The sequence below is a fragment of the Prosthecodimorpha hirschii genome, assembly GCF_001305515.1.
GTDB classification, from domain to species: domain Bacteria; phylum Pseudomonadota; class Alphaproteobacteria; order Rhizobiales; family Ancalomicrobiaceae; genus Prosthecodimorpha; species Prosthecodimorpha hirschii.
Window position 1 is genome coordinate 5,018,348 of record NZ_LJYW01000001.1, and the last position, 16,329, is coordinate 5,034,676.

Consider the following 16,329-nt stretch of genomic DNA (forward strand, 5'->3'; position numbering starts at 1 on the left):
TGGAGCTCTGCGTCCCGCGCATGGGACGATCGGAATCCTCTGGTTCCACAAGGTTTTCCGCCAGGGCTCGCCGGACCATGCGGCTTCGCCCTATATTGACGGGCGAACCGCAAGAAGGTCCTGCCCGTGAACAGCATGCTGCCGCCGTCGCCCCGCCTTGAGAGCGAACCGCCCGAGACCGAGCGGCCCGAGACCAAGCGGCCCGAGACCGAACCGCCCGCGCCGGCCGGTGCCCGCCGGGCCGCCGCCCTGCGCGTGACCCGCGGCGGCGTCGAGCCGCGCCGCGAACTGATCGCCGAGGAGGAGCCGGTCGCGCTGGTCTTCAACGGCCTCTCCTATGCGGTCATGATGGCGACCCCGGCCGACCTGGAGGATTTCGCGCTCGGCTTCGCGCTGACCGAGGGCATCCTGGCCTCGCCGGACGAGCTCTACGACACGGAGGTCGAGCGCTTCGCGCGCGGCGCCGAGGTGCGCCTCAGGATCGCGGCGGAACGCTTCTCGGCGCTGCGCAACCGCCAGCGCACTCTCGCCGGGCGGACCGGCTGCGGCCTGTGCGGCGTCGACACCATCGCCGAGGCGCTCAGGCCGGTCGCCCATGTGGCTTCCCGTCTCGCCATCCCGGCCGAGGCCGTGCATGCCGCCATGAAGGCCTTTCCGCCGCTGCAGGTGCTGAATGCCGAGGTCGGCGCCATCCATGCCGCGGCCTTCGCACGGCCCGACGGGAGCCTGGTCGCCGTGCGCGAGGATGTCGGCCGGCACAACGCGCTCGACAAGCTGATCGGGCATCTGGCCCGGACGGGCATCTCCGGTGGCGACGGCTTCGTCGTGGTCTCCAGCCGCTGTTCCTACGAGATGGTGCACAAGACCGCCGCCGCCGGCATCCCGCTGATCGCCTCGGTCTCGGCGCCGACCGTGCTGGCGGTCGAATTCGCCGAGGAGGCCGGCGTCGGCCTGTGCGCCTTCGTGCGCGACGGCCGCTTCACCGTCTATGCCTGCCCGGATCGGGTGACGACGTGACGGAGGGCAAGTCCGCGCCGGTCTTCGGCGTCACCGGCTGGAAGAATTCCGGCAAGACCACCATGGTCGAACGGCTGGTCGCGGAGCTGACCGGCCGCGGCCGCCGCGTCTCGACCGTCAAGCACGCCCATCATACGGTCGATATCGACCACAAGGGCCGCGACAGCCATCGCCACCGCATCGCCGGGGCGGTCGAGGTGGCGCTGATCGGCGGCGAGCGCTGGGCGATCATGCACGAACTGCGCGGCGCGGAGGAACCGAGCCTCGCCGATATTCTGGCCAGGCTCTCGCCCTGCGATCTGGTCATCGTCGAGGGCTACAAGCGCGAGCCCCATCCCAAGCTCGAGGTCCGCCGCCGCGAGGCCGTCCGGCACGACCGGCTCTCGGCGATCGACCCAGCCGTGGTGGCGATCGCGGCCGATCATCCAGTCGAAGGCGAAAGCGTGCCGGTGTTCCACCTCGACGAGATCGGCCGGATCGCCGACTTCATCGAGGCGACCGTACTGGCTGGCGGTGCCAGCTTGGCTGGCCGAGCCAGTATGGCCGGCGGGGCCAGCTTGGCTGGCATTGCCAGCTTGGCCGGCGGAGCCGGCGAGGTGGGCGCGGCCGGCAGAGACGGCTTGGCTGGCGGTGCCGATGCGGCCGGCAAGCCCCCCGCGGCCGGCAGCGCTCCCCGGGCGGACGCCTGATGCGCGTGCTGCTCGTCCTCGCCCATCCGCTCGCCGACAGCTATGCGGCCGCCGTCGCGCAGACAGCGCGCGCCGCCCTGGAGGCGGGCGGGCACAGCGTCGACTGGCTCGATCTCTATGCCGAGGATTTCGATCCGCGCCTCACCGCCGCCGAGCGCACCGGCTATTTCGCCGAGCCCTACGATACCGCCGCGGTCGCCGGCGATGTCGCCCGGCTCCAGGCCGCCGAGGCGCTGGTGCTGGTCTTCCCGCAATGGTGGTTCAACATGCCGGCGATCCTGAAGGGCTGGTTCGACCGGGTGTTCGCCCCCGGTGTCGCCTTCGCGCATGACCGCGCCGGCGGGCGCATCGTGCCGCGCCTCGAGAATATCCGCCATCTGGTCGTGCTGACCACGACCGGTTCGCCCTGGTGGATCGTGAAACTCTGGATGGGCGACCCGGTCCGCCGCCTCCTGAAGCGCGGCATCGGCGCCTTCTGCGCCCGCGGCCTGAAATTCCGCATGCTCGCCCTGCACGACATGGACCGCGTCACGCCGGACCGCCTCGCCCGCCACCTTGCCCGCGTCGAGAGGGCAATGGCCCGTCTTTGACGATGCATCCGCTTCGCTCTACGCTTGTCGAAGAAGCAGGACGATGCCGATGAAGCATGTCACCTTGGCAGAAGCACGTGCCGATCTGGCGGCCCTCATCGAGGCCGCCCATGCCGGCGACGAGGTCGTGATCGAGGACCATGGCAAGCCGCTGGCCCGGCTTGTGGCCATCGTCGACGAGCTGGCGGACCGTGCGGCGGTCTCGTCCAAGGCCTTGCCGGAAGCTTCGCCCGATCGCCTCGCCGAACCCGACTCCGAACGCCAGAAGGGCGCCGAGCTCGGCTTCATGAGCGGCGCCGTCTGGATCGCCGACGACTTCGACGGACCCCTTCCGGACGATCTCCTCCAGCTCACCGCCGATGGCGTGTTGCCTGCCACCGGTTCCCGGATCATCCTTATCTGACGCGTGGCTGAAGCCACGGGGCCGCAGCCATGCGGCCATTGCCAGCCGAATTAAAAAAACGTACGATCGTTTCCATAGAACGGACGATGACCGGCCGGCCCTTCGGGGCGACGGGGCGGGCGAGGGGAGGGGTGCCATGGTGGCGATCGAGGATGCCGTCGACCGGCGTTCGGCGGACTATGCCCGCAACCGCGACGCGCTGGCGGCGGCGGTGGCGGATCTGCGCGCCGTGGTCGACCGGATCGGCGAGGGCGGCGGGGCGGCGGCCCGGGCCAAGCATCTCGCCCGCGGCAAGCTCCTGCCGCGCGAGCGCATCCGCACCCTGATCGATCTCGGCTCGCCGTTCCTGGAATTCTCCCAGCTCGCCGCGCATGGCCTCTATGGCGACGAGGTCCCGGCCGCCGGCATCATCACCGGCATCGGCCGGGTTTCGGGGCGCGAATGCGTCATCGTCGCCAACGATGCGACCGTCAAGGGCGGCACCTACTTCCCGATGACGGTGAAGAAGCACCTGCGCGCCCAGCGGATCGCCGAAGAGAACCATCTGCCCTGTCTCTATCTGGTCGATTCGGGCGGCGCCAACCTGCCGAACCAGGACGAGGTCTTCCCCGACCGCGAGCATTTCGGCCGCATCTTCTTCAACCAGGCCAACATGTCGGCCAAGGGCATCGCCCAGATCGCCGTGGTGATGGGCTCCTGCACGGCCGGCGGCGCCTATGTGCCGGCCATGGCCGACCAGTCGATCATGGTGCGCAATCAGGCGACCATCTTCCTCGGCGGCCCGCCCCTGGTGAAGGCGGCGACCGGCGAGGTGGTCTCGGCCGAGGATCTCGGCGGGGCCGACGTGCATACCCGCATCTCCGGCGTCTCCGACCACATGGCCGAGACCGACGCTCACGCGCTGGCGCTCGCCCGCGATGTCGTCGCCCGCCTCAACCGGCGCAAGCAGCACACCCAAGACATCCGGCCGCCGCGCGAGCCCGCGCTCGACCCCGCCGACATCTACGGCATCGTCTCGGCCGACCCGAAGAAGCCCTTCGACATCCGCCAGATCATCGCCCGCATCGTCGACGGCTCGGAACTCGACGAGTTCAAGCCGCTCTACGGCACCACCATCGTGTGCGGCTTCGCACGGATTTGGGGCTATCCGGTCGGCATCGTCGCCAACAACGGCATCCTGTTCTCGGAATCGGCGCAGAAGGCGGCGCATTTCATCGAGCTCTGCGCCCAGTCCGGCACGCCGCTCGTCTTCCTGCAGAACATCACCGGCTTCATGGTCGGCCGCAAATACGAGGCCGGCGGCATAGCCAAGGACGGCGCCAAGATGGTCACCGCCGTCTCGACCGCCAAGGTGCCGAAATTCACCGTGATCATCGGCAACTCCTTCGGCGCCGGCAACTACGGCATGTGCGGGCGCGGCTACGATCCGCGCTTCCTGTGGATGTGGCCCAATGCCCGCATCTCGGTGATGGGCGGCGAGCAGGCCGCCAACGTGCTCGCCCAGGTCCGCCGCGACGGGCTGGAGGCGCGCGGCGGCACCTGGCCGGCCGAGGCCGAGGAGGCCTTCAAGGCCCCGATCCGCGCCCAGTACGAAGAGCAGGGGCACCCCTACTATTCCTCCGCGCGGCTCTGGGACGACGGCATCATCGACCCGCTCGACACCCGCATGGTGCTCGGGCTGGCACTCTCCGCCGCCATGAACGCCCCCGAGGAGCCGACCCGCTTCGGCCTGTTCCGGATGTGATGCCGACGGTCATTGAAAATGATCGTCGGTATTCGATACGCGAATTTCTCATACCTCTGTCGCCTATGAGAAATTCGCGTTGCTTCAAAGGCCCGATGCGTCAGCATCCCGGGCCGTTGGTATGAGGCAGCCGCCCGTGACCCATGATCCGTTTCGGAGCCCAGGCATGACCCGTTCGATCGGAAAACTGCTCGTCGCCAATCGCGGCGAGATCGCCGTCCGGGTGATGCGCACCGCGCGCCGGATGGGCATCGGCACCGTCGCGGTCTATTCCGACGCCGACGCGACCGCCGCCCATGTCGCCGCCGCCGACGAGGCGATCCGCATCGGCCCGGCGCCGGCGCGGGACAGCTATCTGAGGGTCGACGCCATCCTGGAGGCGGCGCGCATCGCCGGCGCGGATGCGATCCATCCCGGCTATGGCTTCCTGTCCGAGAATGCCGCCTTCGCGGAGGCCTGCGCGGCGGCCGGCATCGTCTTCGTCGGCCCGCCGGCTGCGGCCATCCGGGCGATGGGCTCGAAATCCGCCGCCAAGCAGCTGATGGAGCGTGCCGGCGTGCCGCTGGTGCCGGGCTATCACGGCGACGACCAGGATCCGGGCCTGCTCGCCGAGGCCGCCGCGGCGATCGGCTATCCGGTGCTGATCAAGGCCTCGGCCGGCGGCGGCGGCAAGGGCATGAAGGTGGTCGAGAGCGCGGCGGGCTTTGCCGAGGCGCTCGCCTCGGCCCGGCGCGAGGCCGCCAATGCCTTCGGCGACGACCGCGTGCTGGTCGAGAAATACCTGACCCGGCCGCGCCATATCGAAATGCAGGTCTTCGCCGACAGCTTCGGCCAGACCGTGCACCTGTTCGAGCGCGACTGCTCGATCCAGCGCCGCCACCAGAAGGTGATCGAGGAGGCGCCCGCCCCGGGCATGACGCCGGAACGCCGCGCCGCGATGGGGCGGGCCGCGGTCGAGGCCGCCCGGGCGGTCGGCTATGTCGGCGCCGGCACGGTCGAGTTCATCGCCGAGGGCGACGCCTTCTACTTCATGGAGATGAACACCCGGCTCCAGGTCGAGCATCCGGTGACCGAGGCGATCACCGGCCAGGACCTGGTCGAGTGGCAGATCCGGGTCGCGCGCGGCGAGAGGCTGCCGCTCGGCCAGGAGGGGCTTGCGATCGCCGGCCATGCGGTCGAGGTCCGGCTCTATGCCGAGGATCCGATGAAGGGCTTCCTGCCGCAGACTGGGCGGCTCGCGCATCTCGCCCTCCCCGAAGGCCAGCCCGGCATCCGCGTCGATGCCGGCGTGCGCGGCGGCGACACGGTCTCGGTCCATTACGATCCGATGATCGCCAAGATCATCGCCACCGGCGCCGACCGGGCCGAGGCGCTCGGCCGGCTCGCCCGCGCGCTCGACCGCACCGAGGTGGTCGGGCTTAGGACCAACCGCACCTTCCTGGCCGCGATCGCGCGCCATCCGGCCTTCGCGGCGGCGGAGCTCGATACCGGCTTCATCGCGCGCCACGAGGCCGACCTGCTGCCGGCCGAGACCGCCCCGGACGGCCTGACGCTGGCGCTTGCTGCCGCCGCCGTGCTCGGCCGCCGCGCCGGCGCGGCCGTGGCGGAGGCCGATCCGGCCGATCGCTGGTCGCCCTGGACCTGCACCGACGCCTTCCGGCTGAACCGGCCGCGGGTGGTCGATCTCCTGTTCGAGGTCGCCGGCGCGACCCAGCCGCTGCGCGTCGAATGCGTGCCCGGCGGCCTCACATGCGAGGCGCTCGCGCTTGCCTATGACCTCGACGGCTGGACGGAGGCGGGCGGACGCATCCTGTTCACCGCGGACGGCCGGCGGCGCAGCGCCGCGGCGGCCTTCGACGGCGACCGCGTCGCGCTCTTTCTCGACGGTGCCGAGACGGTGTTGCGCGTCGTCGATCCGCGTGCCGCGGCGGGCGACGAGGGCGGCGGGGCCGGCCGCATCGCCGCGCCGATGCCCGGCACGGTGGTGGCCGTCGCGGTCAAGCCGGGCGATCAGGTCGAGAAGGGCCAGGCCCTCATCGTGGTCGAGGCCATGAAGATGGAGCACACGCTGCGCAGCCCGCGCGACGGCAAGGTCGCCAAGGTCAATGCCGCCGCGGGCGATCTGGTCGCCGAAGGCGCCGAACTGGTCGTGCTCGAGGAAGGCTGAGACCAGCCGCAACGTCAGAATTCCGAGGAAACCGCCATGATCCCGAACAGCTTCAAGGGCTTCGACTTCGACCTCGGCGAGACCGCCGACATGCTGCGCGACACGGTCGCGGCCTTCGCGGCCGACCGCATCGCGCCGATCGCCGCCAAGGTCGACCGCGAGGACTGGTTCCCGCGCGAGCTCTGGCCGGAGATGGGCGCGCTCGGCCTGCACGGCATCACGGTCGAGGAGGAGTGGGGCGGGGCCGGGCTCGGCTACCTGGAACACTGCATCGCCATGGAGGAGATTTCCCGCGCCTCCGCCTCGGTCGGCCTGTCCTACGGCGCGCATTCCAATCTCTGCGTCAACCAGCTGCGCCGCTGGGGCACCGACGACCAGAAGACGCGCTATCTGACCAAGCTGGTCTCCGGCGAGCATCTCGGCGCGCTGGCCATGTCGGAGCCCGGCGCCGGCTCCGACGTCGTCTCCATGAAGCTGCGCGCCGAGAAGCGCGGCGACCGCTACGTGCTCAACGGCACCAAGATGTGGATCACCAACGGCCCCTCGGCCGACACGCTGATCGTCTATGCCAAGACCGACCCGGCCGCCGGCCCGCGCGGCATCACCGCCTTCCTGATCGAGAAGGGTTTTGCCGGCTTCTCCATCGCCCAGAAGCTCGACAAGCTCGGCATGCGCGGCTCGGAGACCGGCGAACTGGTGTTCCAGGATTGCGAGGTGCCGGAGGAGAACGTGCTCGGCGCGGTCGGCAAGGGCGTCAACGTGCTGATGTCCGGCCTCGACTACGAGCGCGCCGTGCTCGCCGCCGGCCCGCTCGGCATCATGCAGGCCGCGCTCGACATCGTGATCCCCTATATCCACGACCGCGAGCAGTTCGGCCAGCCGATCGGCACCTTCCAACTGGTCCAGGGCAAGGTCGCCGACATGTATGTCGGCCTCAATGCCTGCCGGGCCTATGTCTACGCCGTCGCCAAGGCCTGCGATGCCGGCAAGACCACCCGCGAGGACGCCGCCGGCGCCATCCTCTACGCCGCCGAAAAGGCCACCAAGGTCGCGCTCGACGCCATCCAGCTGCTCGGCGGCAACGGCTATATCAACGACACCGCCACCGGCCGCCTCCTGCGCGACGCCAAGCTCTACGAGATCGGCGCCGGCACCAGCGAAATCCGCCGCATGCTGATCGGCCGGCAGATTTTCGAGCGGACGAAGTGAGCTTGGGCGTTTGACCCGCAGGCCCAGAGCCGTGCGCGCCGGCGCGATCCGGTCGTTCGACATGAGGCACAAAGTGGCCCGCCGAGTGGCCGATCCGGCGGTTGGGCCGTAGCCGCCAGCGCAACGTCGTCGTCTCGACGCCTCCGTCGGCGACGCCACATTTGGCTCCGAATCGATCCCCACAATCTTGAGGAGGGATTGAACGCGAGACGTGTAGCCAAGCGCGACTCGATAGCATCGAGTCAATGGCCGTCAGCGTTTGCCGCTGGACGGCCATTGAGTCGGTTTTCGTTCACGATTTCTGTCAAGCGACTTCGGGTATTCCGGTCATTTTAGATTTTGTCATGAATATACCTGAGGCAGTTTTCAAGATAATCACTGCGATAATTCTATCGACTGCGGCGATCGCATTTTTGTTGTCGTTTACCTATGTTTTAGGTCCTCCGGAATTTTTGAGGGCCGAGAAGATCGAGGCGGCTGGGGAATTTACAAGAACCTATGCCACTGGCCCCTATACGCAAAAACAGCTCGACGATTTCATGATCGAGAAATACGGTGCTGAAAAAACCGAGACTCTCGGCCTGACCGTGAGAACTGACCCGCAGACTGGGAAGCAGGAGCTACTGCTACCATTCGGGTTTGATGACTATTACTCCTATGATCTTGATAGGAGATGTTGGATATTTTATGAATTTAGGCTGACGTTACTAAAGACCTGTTGACAGTCAATCTAGCACTAAGAGTCTTGGAACTTTTCGCGCGCCCGTTCATCCTCCATCACGCTGCGCATCGCCAGTTCGGTATGGATGTGGATCAACTCCTCTTGGCCCAGGCGGCCGTCGGGGCGCTACCACATGCAAATTCGGTCAGCCTAGCGATGAAGGCGAAGGTGGTGACGCGGGCGTCCTCGATGCGGAGCAGACCGCCCGCGGCGCCGTCGCCCAGGATGTCGATCTCGCAACTCTGTTTTGCGCGCCGGTCCGTACCGGGGTCCGCGTCAGCTCCTGCCTTCTCGTCGACGTGGAAAATCCGCCGGGTGCGAAAGACGCGGTGCTGTCAGGTCTCCGGCACGACGCCGTCGAGCAGGTAGACCACCGGCCGGAACCGGGTCGATTCCGCCTCGACGATCTTCGCGATCGCCGACCAGGAGCCGCCGGCGAGGCCGGCGCCGATCAGCGGCATCGCAACCGGGGTGCCGTCCTCAACCGTCTCGTTGATGATCCGCATGACGGACCGCATGGCGTCGTAGTCCACGAAGCGGCGCCCGCCGCGCGGCGAGCCGAAGCGCTCCTGCGTGATCGCGTTGCCGACCCGATGGCGACCGCACACCGCCCAGACGATGGTTCCGAGCTTCAGAGCGCGGGCCTCGTGCGCGGCGCGGTAGGCCGCATAGGCCGCCGGATAGCGATCGCGGATCGCACGGACGACGCCGGCCCCCATGGAGCCCTGCGCGTTGCAGCCGTGCACGATCACCGGCTCGGCCGCCTCGAGCAGGTCACCGGTCCTGTATTCGATCTGCATCGAACGCCTCCGCTCACCCCGTTACGCTGCGCATCGCCAGGTCGGTATGGATGCGGATCAGCTCCTCCTGGCCGCGCGGGCCGTCGGGACGGTACCACATACAGATGCCGGTCAGCATGGCGATGATCGCGAAGGTGGTGACGCGGGCGTCCTCGATTTGGAACTGGCCACGCGCGGCGCCGTCGCGCAGGATGTCGGTCAGGCGCGTCTCGTAGGCGTCGCGCAAGGCGACCGCGGCGGCGCGGTTGTCCGGCTCCAGGCTGCGCAGGTCCATGTTGGCGATCACGACCTCGGCGCGGCGGGTCATGTGGTAGGTCAGGTGCCCTCTCTGTGGCGACATGGATCCCCGCCGAGGCGGCGCGCCTCGAACGGGGGGCAAGCGGCCTCCCGGTCTCCGCAGACCGCCGTCGGGACGCGAGGTCCGTCGATGGGGCCGTTTCGGGATTGCGGGAACTGTGCGATGACGCACCCGAAGTGCTCATGCACGTGGAGCATCCGGAGGGGGCCATGCGGACCGATCGCGTCCATCGCCAGGGGTCCGGACAGGCCGCATCCATCCCGGGGCGGCGCGGCTCCGTACATGCCAGGGGGAGTGTGCGGCCGGACGGCGTCCCCGATACGCTGTCGAGCCCCGGGTTTGCCGGCCGATGAACGCATTGCCTGAGCTCTACGCCGGCATGGGCTACGACGTCGTCCTGATGGGCGACACGCTCTGGCGCAGCGCCGGCGCCCTGGCCCTGGCCTCCGAACCCTCGGGTGCGGTGCATGTGGGCGAGGAGGCCGGCATCCGCGCCATGCTCCGCCGGCACCGGCGTCTGGCCGCGATCTTCTGCACGGAGCACCCCTCCGGCAAGACGGTGGCGCATTTCGCGCTCACCGCCGAGCAATCGGCGTCCGTGTCCGTGCAGAGGCAATTCGCCCAGCATGTCCGGCGCGCGGAAGGCCATGGCCAGGTCCGGCGGCTCGATTGGGATGCCTGGCAGACGCGGGCGCTGGCATGCGACCGGGCGTCGCTGGCACGCCACGGCACCGCCGCGGCGCCCTGTCTCCACGAGGACGGCCGCCGGCGGTTGGCCGCGGTGGCGGCGCGGGACCCGGCGCTGATCCTCTATGGCTACGTGACCGGCACAGGCGAGATCGCGGCCTATCTTCTGTGTCGGATCGAGGGCGGCATTTGCCAGGGCCTGTTCGTCCATTGGGATGACGCCCTGGCGGACCTCCGGCCGACCCACCTTCTCTATTCCGCGGCGCGCAAAGCCCTGCTGGCTTTGCCCGAAGTCGACATTCTGCGCGTCGGCCGGCAGTCCATCCCCGAGAATCCCGGGCTCGACGCGTTCAAGCGCCATGCCGGCTTCCAGGCGACGCCCTGTCATGTCGGCGTGCTGGTCCACCCCCTTTGGGCGCCGATCCTGGAACGGACCGCGACGGCCTGGCTGCTCGGTCTGATCCGCCGCACACTGGCGCCACGCTTTCCGGGACTGAACGCGCTCGAGGTGCTGGAATGCGCCGCCCCCACGCGCCGGGCTTTGCGTCGGGCCCAGGCCCACAAGACCCGACCGCAATAGGGCGCGGCGGGCTCACACCATGACGTCCGCGGCGCGCTCGGCGATCAGCATCACCGCGCAGCATGTATTGGCCGCCGGCAGGGCCGGCATCACCGAGGCGTCGACGACGCGCAGTCGCTCGATGCCGTGAACGCGCAGGCGGCTGTCGACCACGGCCTGCCCATCCTCGCCCATCCGACAGGTTCCGACCGGGTGAAACGCCGTGGTCGCCGCGGCGCGAACATGTCGTCGCAGCGCCGCGCGATCTCGGGCCGCAGGGCCCGGCAGCCGCTCGCCGAGCAGCGGAAAGCGCGCCAGCGCCGGCCGGGCGGCGATCGACCGCACCATCTCGATGCCGTCGACCAGCCGTTCGAGATCGCCGGGATCGGACAGGTAGCGCGGATCGACGAGGGCCGCGCCCCCCGGTTCCGCACCCCCCGGTACCGCACCGTCGAGTGACACGCGACCGCGGCTGCGGGGCCGCGCCAGCGTCAATTCGAGATCGACCGCGCCTCCGTCGTCGACGGATTGGAAATGGGTGACGATCTGAAGATCGGGTCGGGTCGCCGAAGCTCCGGAGGCGAGATAGGCGCCGGCCTCGCAGCAATTCGACGCCAGGACGCTGTTCCGCCCGCTCAGGCGCGCGACGAATGCCGCCGGCAGGTTGCGCAGTGCTGCCGGGGAGGTCCGGCCCGATCGGAACAGGATCGGGATACGGACATGGTCGGCCAGCCGGTCGCCGACCCCCGGCAGATCGTGCATAACGGGGATGCCGGCGCGGCGCAGCATGGCCGCCGGGCCGATGCCCGAGGCCATCAGGATGCGCGGGCTTTCCAGGGCGCCCAGCGCCAGGATGACCTCGCGGCGCGCGCGTGCGATCTGCAGCCTTCGGTCGCGCACATACGCCACGCCCTCCGCACGATTGGCTGCCAGCAGCAGATGGCGGATGTCGGCGCCGGTGATCACGCTCAGTCGGGGATGGTCGAGCACGGGGCTCAGATAGGCATGAAAGGCCGAAAAGCGCCTCCCGGCCTTCTGCAGGACGGGGAAGTAGCCGCATCGCGCGGAATCCGGCCCATCCAGCAGCCCCCTTTTCGGCAGGCCGGCCTCGCCACAGGCCTCCAGGAAGGCCTCCGAGAAGGCTGAACGGTGGGCGGGCGCCGAAAGGGCGACCATGCCTTTGGGCGCCCCGTCGCCCCCGAAGGCCCGGGCGCGGGCGGCGGCAAGGTCGGCGCTCGACCAGCCCTCCGCACCCAGCCCGGCCCAGTCGTCGAAATCCGCGTCGAGCGCCGGCTGGGCGATCATGGCGTTGATCGACGCGCTTCCGCCGAGCACATGCCCCATCGGCAAGGCGATGCGGCGGCCGTTCAAGGCCGGCTGAGGCACGGTCATGAACGGCCAGCTATGCCACCAGCGGCCGAGCCGCACGCTGGTCAGCGGTGTCTGCAGCCACCGATTGGGGGCCGCGCTGCCGGCGTCGATCAACGCGATGCGGGCGTCGGTCCGTTCCAAGAGGCGCCGGGCCAGGACGCATCCCGCCGTGCCGCCCCCGGCGATGACATAGTCGAACGCGTCATCCCCTGCCGGCATGGAAGGCCTTGCGCAAGCGCAGCAGGGCGACTTCGGCGGTGACATAGCCGAAGCCGACGGCGCCGCAGGCAAAATGAACCGGCAGCAGGATCGCGCCGGCCGCGAGCAGGCGAAGACCGACGACCCGCTGGAGCACGGTGAGGAACCCGCGTTGGGCCAGGAGCAGTGCCAGCCAGGCCGCCGCCGCGGTGATCCAAAGCCGGGGCCAAAAGGGGCCGAGAGCAAGGCTCGCGCCGATGATCGCCGTGCAGACCAGCGAAACCCGGCCGCGGGCATCCGCATTCAGGACCGCGGCGCAGCGGCCGTCCCGGTAGAGGAGGCGCGACCAGGGGATCGCGCGATCCCGAATGTCCGTGACGATCATCGAATGCAGCGTCCAGCACTTCAGATGCTTGCACAGCAGGCGAGGATCAAGTCGGATCTCTCCGCCGGCGCGGGCCAGGCGAGCGCCGAGTTCGATGTCCTCCATCGCGGGTCGGTCGTAGCGGACGGAAAATCCGCCCAGCGCCTCGAAGGCGCCCCGTCGGATTGCGCCGCAACCCGTCCAGAAGCTGCGCACCGGGCCGGCATGGCTCTGATGCTGGGCGTGGTGCAGCAGATTGCGAAAGCGCGATACCAATGTCGGCGCGCTCGGCTTTTCGTCATAGGATCCGAATACGGCGGCAGCATCGGTCTCCCGGAAATGCCTCCGCACGATGTCCATGGCATCGGGGGCGAGCAGCACATCGGCATCGACGAAGAACAGGATCGCGCCGCGGGCTTCCCGGGCGCCGGCATTGCGGGCCACCGCGGGACCGCCATGGGCGGCGAGCGATACCACACGGCAGCCCGCCGGCACGGCTTCGGTCATGGGGAAGCCGTCAGCCACGAGGATGCACTCGTCGTCCGGTCGCAGCAGCCGGCTCACCTGCCCGACACACCGCCTCGCGTCCTCGTTCCAATCTCCGAGCGGCATGACGACCGAGATGGAGGATTGCGCCCCATCCACCAGGACGGCCGTCCTGGGATGGCGCTCCGGGTCCCTCAGCATCGTCGTTCGGCCCCTGTCCCGCGGGACGCTTCGACCAAGACCAGGACGACCGCGACCGTCCAGACCGCGAACATGGCGAGCATGGCGCCTTGAGAGGTCACGAGCCGCGAGGGCAGGTGCAGTGTCGTCGTCAGCGCGAGGGTGACCGCCGTCGTCCGCCACGACGGCGCGACGATCCACAGCCGAAGCAGGGCGAGCAGAAGGAAGACCAGCAACAGATCGTCATAGGGGCGATGGTACAGGCTGATCCGGGTCACGAAGCCCGTGAGAGCCAGCACGAGCAGGGGATCGCGCGGTCCGTCGACCCAGCGCAAGGCGCCAAAAAGGACGGCAAATCCGGCCATGGCGCAGAGGAGGCTCGCCTCCCGCGGCGGGACGCCCCATGCCGCGACCAGCGTCACCAGCGAGGTGCCGTCCGCGGTGAAGCGCATGCCCCCGGGCGGATAGGTGATGGCCAGCAACGCGGCGATCGAGTGTCCGCTCCACCAGCCGACCGCGACGGCGCTGGCCGTCACCACGAGCGCCGCGACCGCCAGGGCTGCAAAACGACGCTCGCGCAGGAATACCGCCGTCATCAGCGCGGCATTGGTCGGCTTGAAGAGTGTGATGCCGAACAGAAGTCCGGACCGGGCGGAGTGCCCCCGATACAGCGCGAGCGTGGCGCCGAGCATGAGCACCATTTGAATCAGGCCGTACTGCCCGAGTCTGAAGGTGCTGAAATTCGCTGCGACGGCGAGCGTTCCGCTCGTGCAGGCCCAGCCGGCGGGGCGCGAGAGGGGCGCACCGACCCCCCAGGCGAAGCGGAGCAGGACGGCCAGCGCCGCCAGAGACCAGACGCCATGCCACAGCTGGTTGAGACCGAAATCGGCGAAGGGCGCGAGCAGCCAGAGCCACGGAAAGGCATGCGGCGGATAGACGGTGTTGGCCGGTGAGACGATACCCGCGGCGAGCAGGAGGTCTTCGCGGGGATAGTGGAACTGCTCGAGCAGCCGCAATTCGTTGTGGCGAAGCTGCAGGTCCCAGGACAGCGGTCCGGACATGGCCAGGGCCGCCAGTCGGAGGCCGGCGACCAGCAGGCACGCCGCCGTGAACAGCCTTAGCAGCCTCTCCTGCGTCTCTCGGCCGAGCGTCATGACGCGACGACCTGTTCCTCGTGATGGGAGCGCGCGATGTTCACATCCCATGCCGATGTGCCCGGAACCCCGGCGAGGACATCGACCGCAGCCATGCCGGACAGCATGGCGTGGTCCTGGTTGTTGTAGCGATGCAGGCCGCTGCGTCCCGCCGGGCTCAAATTGCCGAACGGCTCCAGATAGGTGCGGATGATGTCGAGATGGCTGCGATAGGTCTCGTCGTAGACCGGATAGGCGTTGAGTTCGCGGATCACATGTCCGTCGGTGATCTCGCACGTGTCGGCAAAGCCCAGGCCCGCCAGTTCGCCGGCGGCGAGCCGAACCAGCGCGGCGTCGTCCTGGTTCCAGAGCGCATCGCCGCGCGAGCAGAAATATTCCATCAAGATCAGCGACGTGCCTGAACTGCCGACGAGTTGAGGCGACCAGTTGCCGGCATTCTGGATGCGGCCGACCTGGTAGCCTTCATCATGGATGTAGAGCCAATTGTCGGGAAAGAGCTCAGGCCGCGCGACGCTGAGCGCCACCACCAGGAAATCGCGGTGGCGCAGCGCGGCGGCCGCCGCGCGCACGGCGGCCGGTGCCGGCGGATCGAGGGCCGCGATCAGGTCGCCGAGCGGCATGGTCGTGACCAGTCTCTGCACCGGCAGCATGCGCCGCGTGCCGCCGGCGGCTTCCGTCTCGACCGACACGACCCGCCGATCGCGATGGGCGATGCCGACCACCCGTTCTTCGAGCCGCAATTCGCCGCCCGCAGCGACGACCCGGTCGGCGACCGCTTCCCAAAGGCTACCGGGGCCGAGGGCCGGATAGAGAAACCGATCCGCAAGGCTGCGCGCGCCGCGCCCCCGCCCGAGCGCGTTCAGGACGGCGACCGGCAGGCTCATGCCCGCGATCCGCTGCGCCGCCCAATCCGCCCGCAGCCGATCGCACGAGATGCCCCAGACCTTCTCGGTATAGGATTTGAAGAAGCGTCGGAACAGGAAGTGGCCGAACCGGTTCGACACCCAGTCGGCAAAACTCACCTCCGGCCGGATCGGCCGCGCCAGGCTGCAGGCATAGCTTGCGCCGGCGCGCGCCAGGTCGATCAGTCCGAAATTCAGCAGGACGTCGCAAAGATTGAGCGGATAGGCGTAGAATTTTCGGCGGTACAGGATGCGCGAAAGGCGCGGCACCTCGCGCATCCGCCCGCCCGTCCATTCCTGCCAGCGCTGCAGCACGCGGGCATCGTTCGTGAAGAAGCGATGTCCGCCGATATCGATGTGGTTGCCGCGCCAGCGTACGGTCCGCGAAATGCCGCCGACCTGGCTATTGGCTTCCAGCACCAGCGGCCGCCACCCCCGCCGCTGCGCCTCCTCGGCCGCCGTCAATCCCGCCGGCCCCGCGCCGATCACGACCAGATCGAATGGCGCGCCCGCCGATTCCGAAGTGTCCATGGTGGCTAGGCTTGTTGACGCGTCTTGAACGGGCGGAGCGGCCGGACGGCGGCGGTCGCAGCGTTGCCGTGGCGGCGCCGAAGTGACCCGCCGTCCTCGGACGCGGCCTGGCTTCGGGCCGAGGCCCCGGGCTTCGAACTCCGCCCTGCAATCCGGATTTCGGACAAGTCCGGCGCTCCAACCAAAGAATGGACGATCACTTCCCGCGCACCCTCATGGGAACGGGAGGCGAAACTCAACTACCGTCAGGTCACCGTTC

Annotated in this window: 14 protein-coding genes and 1 pseudogene; 9 read left to right on the top strand and 6 right to left on the bottom strand. The window is 69.0% G+C overall.

Annotated features, from left to right (window positions below; genetic code table 11):
- The first annotated feature begins 135 nt into the window (after positions 1–135).
- The 8 genes and pseudogenes from fdhD to ABB55_RS29960 all read left to right on the top strand — a co-directional run bounded on the left by fdhD (position 136) and on the right by ABB55_RS29960 (position 8,541).
- Positions 136–1,017: a formate dehydrogenase accessory sulfurtransferase FdhD gene (fdhD, locus tag ABB55_RS22135; RefSeq protein WP_083463845.1), complete on the top strand. Its 882-nt coding sequence runs from the start codon at positions 136–138 to the stop codon at positions 1,015–1,017.
- Positions 1,014–1,517, top strand: a pseudogene (gene mobB, locus ABB55_RS30985) (molybdopterin-guanine dinucleotide biosynthesis protein B); the annotation flags it as partial. The gene fdhD and the pseudogene mobB, both read left to right, overlap by 4 nt.
- Positions 1,518–1,705: 188 nt before the next feature.
- The gene (locus tag ABB55_RS22145; protein WP_054360757.1) at positions 1,706–2,296 is read left to right on the top strand and encodes an NAD(P)H-dependent oxidoreductase; all 591 of its coding nucleotides are present in this window, start codon (positions 1,706–1,708) and stop codon (positions 2,294–2,296) included.
- A 49-nt stretch (positions 2,297–2,345) separates the two neighbouring features.
- Positions 2,346–2,699 carry a type II toxin-antitoxin system Phd/YefM family antitoxin gene (locus ABB55_RS22150; protein WP_054360758.1) on the top strand — a complete coding sequence of 118 codons (354 nt, stop codon included), beginning with the start codon at positions 2,346–2,348 and terminating at the stop codon, positions 2,697–2,699.
- A gap of 136 nt (positions 2,700–2,835) precedes the next feature.
- Complete coding sequence (locus ABB55_RS22155) at positions 2,836–4,443, top strand: carboxyl transferase domain-containing protein (protein WP_054360759.1); 1,608 nt, start codon at positions 2,836–2,838, stop codon at positions 4,441–4,443.
- 166 nt (positions 4,444–4,609) lie between these two features.
- Positions 4,610–6,610: an ATP-binding protein gene (locus tag ABB55_RS22160; RefSeq protein WP_054360760.1), complete on the top strand. Its 2,001-nt coding sequence runs from the start codon at positions 4,610–4,612 to the stop codon at positions 6,608–6,610.
- Positions 6,611–6,646: 36 nt separating this feature from the next.
- Positions 6,647–7,819 (top strand): isovaleryl-CoA dehydrogenase, encoded by a 1,173-nt coding sequence (locus ABB55_RS22165; RefSeq protein WP_054360761.1) that lies wholly within the window; start codon positions 6,647–6,649, stop codon positions 7,817–7,819.
- Positions 7,820–8,163: 344 nt separating this feature from the next.
- A complete protein-coding gene (locus tag ABB55_RS29960; RefSeq protein ID WP_152982138.1) occupies positions 8,164–8,541 on the top strand; it encodes a hypothetical protein in 378 nt (125 codons plus the stop codon).
- A gap of 334 nt (positions 8,542–8,875) precedes the next feature.
- Here ABB55_RS29960 and ABB55_RS22170 read toward each other — a convergent pair whose 3' ends face one another.
- Both ABB55_RS22170 and ABB55_RS22175 read right to left on the bottom strand, forming a co-directional pair.
- Positions 8,876–9,340 (bottom strand): macro domain-containing protein, encoded by a 465-nt coding sequence (locus tag ABB55_RS22170; RefSeq protein ID WP_054360762.1) that lies wholly within the window; start codon positions 9,338–9,340, stop codon positions 8,876–8,878.
- 13 nt (positions 9,341–9,353) lie between these two features.
- On the bottom strand, positions 9,354–9,680 hold the full coding sequence (locus ABB55_RS22175; protein WP_152982139.1) for a TetR-type transcription factor C-terminal domain-containing protein: 327 nt from the start codon (positions 9,678–9,680) through the stop codon (positions 9,354–9,356).
- A 307-nt stretch (positions 9,681–9,987) separates the two neighbouring features.
- Between ABB55_RS22175 and ABB55_RS22180 the strand changes: the two genes are divergently transcribed.
- Entirely contained in the window at positions 9,988–10,905 is a 918-nt protein-coding gene (locus ABB55_RS22180; RefSeq protein ID WP_152982140.1) for a GNAT family N-acetyltransferase, read from the top strand.
- Between the two features lie 12 nt (positions 10,906–10,917).
- On the opposite strand, the gene ABB55_RS22185 is transcribed toward ABB55_RS22180, so the two are convergent.
- From ABB55_RS22185 to ABB55_RS22200, 4 genes are read right to left on the bottom strand one after another with little or no spacing between them, the layout of a single operon-like run.
- Positions 10,918–12,474, bottom strand: a complete 1,557-nt coding sequence (locus ABB55_RS22185) for a GMC family oxidoreductase (protein ID WP_054360765.1) — start codon at positions 12,472–12,474, stop codon at positions 10,918–10,920.
- On the bottom strand, positions 12,458–13,504 hold the full coding sequence (locus ABB55_RS22190; protein WP_083463849.1) for a glycosyltransferase family 2 protein: 1,047 nt from the start codon (positions 13,502–13,504) through the stop codon (positions 12,458–12,460). The genes ABB55_RS22185 and ABB55_RS22190 overlap by 17 nt, the downstream gene beginning before the upstream one ends.
- The gene (locus tag ABB55_RS22195) at positions 13,498–14,637 is read right to left on the bottom strand and encodes a glycosyltransferase family 87 protein (protein ID WP_054360767.1); all 1,140 of its coding nucleotides are present in this window, start codon (positions 14,635–14,637) and stop codon (positions 13,498–13,500) included. The genes ABB55_RS22190 and ABB55_RS22195 overlap by 7 nt, the downstream gene beginning before the upstream one ends.
- The gene (locus tag ABB55_RS22200) at positions 14,634–16,070 is read right to left on the bottom strand and encodes an FAD-dependent oxidoreductase (protein WP_054360768.1); all 1,437 of its coding nucleotides are present in this window, start codon (positions 16,068–16,070) and stop codon (positions 14,634–14,636) included. The genes ABB55_RS22195 and ABB55_RS22200 overlap by 4 nt, the downstream gene beginning before the upstream one ends.
- Positions 16,071–16,329: the final 259 nt, after the last annotated feature.